The organism is Streptomyces phytophilus (genome assembly GCF_013870535.1).
In the GTDB taxonomy this organism is placed as follows: domain Bacteria; phylum Actinomycetota; class Actinomycetes; order Streptomycetales; family Streptomycetaceae; genus Streptomyces; species Streptomyces phytophilus.
The window spans coordinates 1-1,849 of the sequence record NZ_JACBXC010001190.1 but is presented as its reverse complement, the minus strand read 5'-3'; the positions used below and the strand labels follow the sequence as shown (position 1 = coordinate 1,849).

General features: G+C 74.0%; 2 protein-coding genes. Both read left to right on the top strand.

What is annotated here, in order from left to right:
* Positions 1–909 (top strand): ABC transporter ATP-binding protein (locus H5J30_RS30625; protein WP_258563612.1); only part of this gene is annotated, 909 nt, incomplete at its 5' end.
* Between the two features lie 96 nt (positions 910–1,005).
* Entirely contained in the window at positions 1,006–1,746 is a 741-nt protein-coding gene (locus tag H5J30_RS30620; RefSeq protein ID WP_181790716.1) for a DUF6081 family protein, read from the top strand.
* The last annotated feature ends 103 nt before the right edge of the window (positions 1,747–1,849 follow it).

The following is a 1,849-nucleotide window of genomic DNA, read 5'->3' as shown; positions in this document are numbered from 1 at the left end:
GCCGCCCCCGCCGTGCGGGCGGTGGACGACGTCAGCTTCGACCTACGGGCGGGCGAGACCCTGGGCCTGGTGGGGGAGTCGGGCTGCGGCAAGTCCACCACCGGGCGGATGCTCGTGCGGCTGCTGGAGCCGACCGGCGGATCCGTGACGTTCGACGGGACGGACATCACCCGCCTCGGGCAGCGCGCGCTGCGGCCGGTGCGCCGCCACATGCAGATGGTCTTCCAGGACCCGGTCTCCTCGCTCAACCCCCGCCACCGCGTGATCCGCACCCTCACCGACCCGATGACCGTCCAGGGCGCCGACCCGCGCGAGGCGCGTGCGCGGGCCGCGGAACTGCTGGAGCAGGTCGGGCTCGGCACCGAGCACCTGCGGCGCTATCCGCACCAGTTCTCCGGCGGCCAGGCGCAGCGCGTCGCCATCGCGCGGGCGCTGGCGACCCGGCCGCGGCTGATCGTCGCCGACGAGCCGGTCTCCGCGCTCGACGTCTCCATCCAGGCGCAGATCGTCAACCTGATGGAGCGGCTGCGCCGCGAACTCGGCCTGGCCTACCTCTTCATCGCCCACGACCTGTCCGTGGTCAAGCGGGTCTGCGACCGCGTCGCGGTGATGTACCTGGGCCGGATCGTGGAGCTGGGCCCCCGCGACGAGGTCTACGCCCGCCCCGCCCACCCGTACACCCGGGCCCTGCTCTCCGCGGTCCCCGTACCGGACCCCGCGGTCGAGCGCACCCGTGAGCGCATCGTCCTGAAGGGCGACCTGCCGAGCCCCGCCGCGCCGCCCGGCGGCTGCACGTTCCACCCGCGCTGCCCGAAGGCGCAGGACGTGTGCCGGACGGAACGCCCGGTGCTGCTGACCATCGGCGGCGGCCCGCGGGAGGCCGCCTGCCACTTCCCGGAGACCGGCTGACCTCCGCCCCGCCGGCCGGAATTGGCGTCGGCGGGCGGGCGGACCGCGTGAATCCGGGATGTTCCGGGCCGCGCGGGCGAGTCGATGGTGGGGCACATGACTTCCGCATCCGTGGCAAGTACGTGGCTCTACGACGACTTCACCCGCGGCGCCCTCGACCCGGCCCGCTGGCGGGTCATGGAGATGACGGGGGCCGGGGGCGTACGGCACGAGTACCGGGACGACAACGCCCGGGTCGCCACCGGGGACGGGCGGCTGACGCTGACCGTCAACCCGTTCAGCCGCTTCCACGACACCGACCCGCGGCGCAACAACGCCAAGCAGATGTACCGATCGGTGCGGCGGTTCGACGTGCCCGAGTCGGGGCGGCTGACGTTCGAGGTGGAGATGGGAGTGCGGACCTACGGGCAGGTGCCGTACGACCTGCTCGACGCCTTCGGCACCGTCAACCTCTTCGATCTGCGGACCGGTGTCGTCATCAACGCCGCCGCCACCAACGACACCGTCTACGCCGTCGTCGAGCGGCTGGTGATCCCGGGCGTGAGCCGGCCGGAGGACCACTACATCCACCGCGTCGTCATGGACGTGCCCACCGGACCCGGCCGCCCGCACCGCTACGCGATCGGCTACCGGGCCGGGGCGTCCGAGGTGGAGTGGTACGTCGACGGGCGGCTGGCCTACTGGGCGCGGGTGCCGGTGCCGGTGGCCGGCTTCCACGCGGGGATGGCCCTGTTCTCGGCCCGCGACCTCGCCCGCTACTCCCGCGCGGAGCGGGAGCGCGGGCAGGGCGCGACCGGATGGTGGGGCCCGTGGCGGATCACGACGAGCGACCGCTGAGCGCGGGCGCGGGGATGCCGTCGACCCCGGGGCCGGGGACAGCCGGTGCACCGACCGTACCCCGGCGGGGGCCCGCGTGCTCATCCCGTGTTCACGGTATTTC

Bases quoted from the DNA above. Each gene is read 5' to 3' on its own strand.
- H5J30_RS30620 (WP_181790716.1), top strand. From the start codon at position 1,006: ATGACTTCCGCATCCGTGGCAAGTACGTGGCTCTACGACGACTTCACC.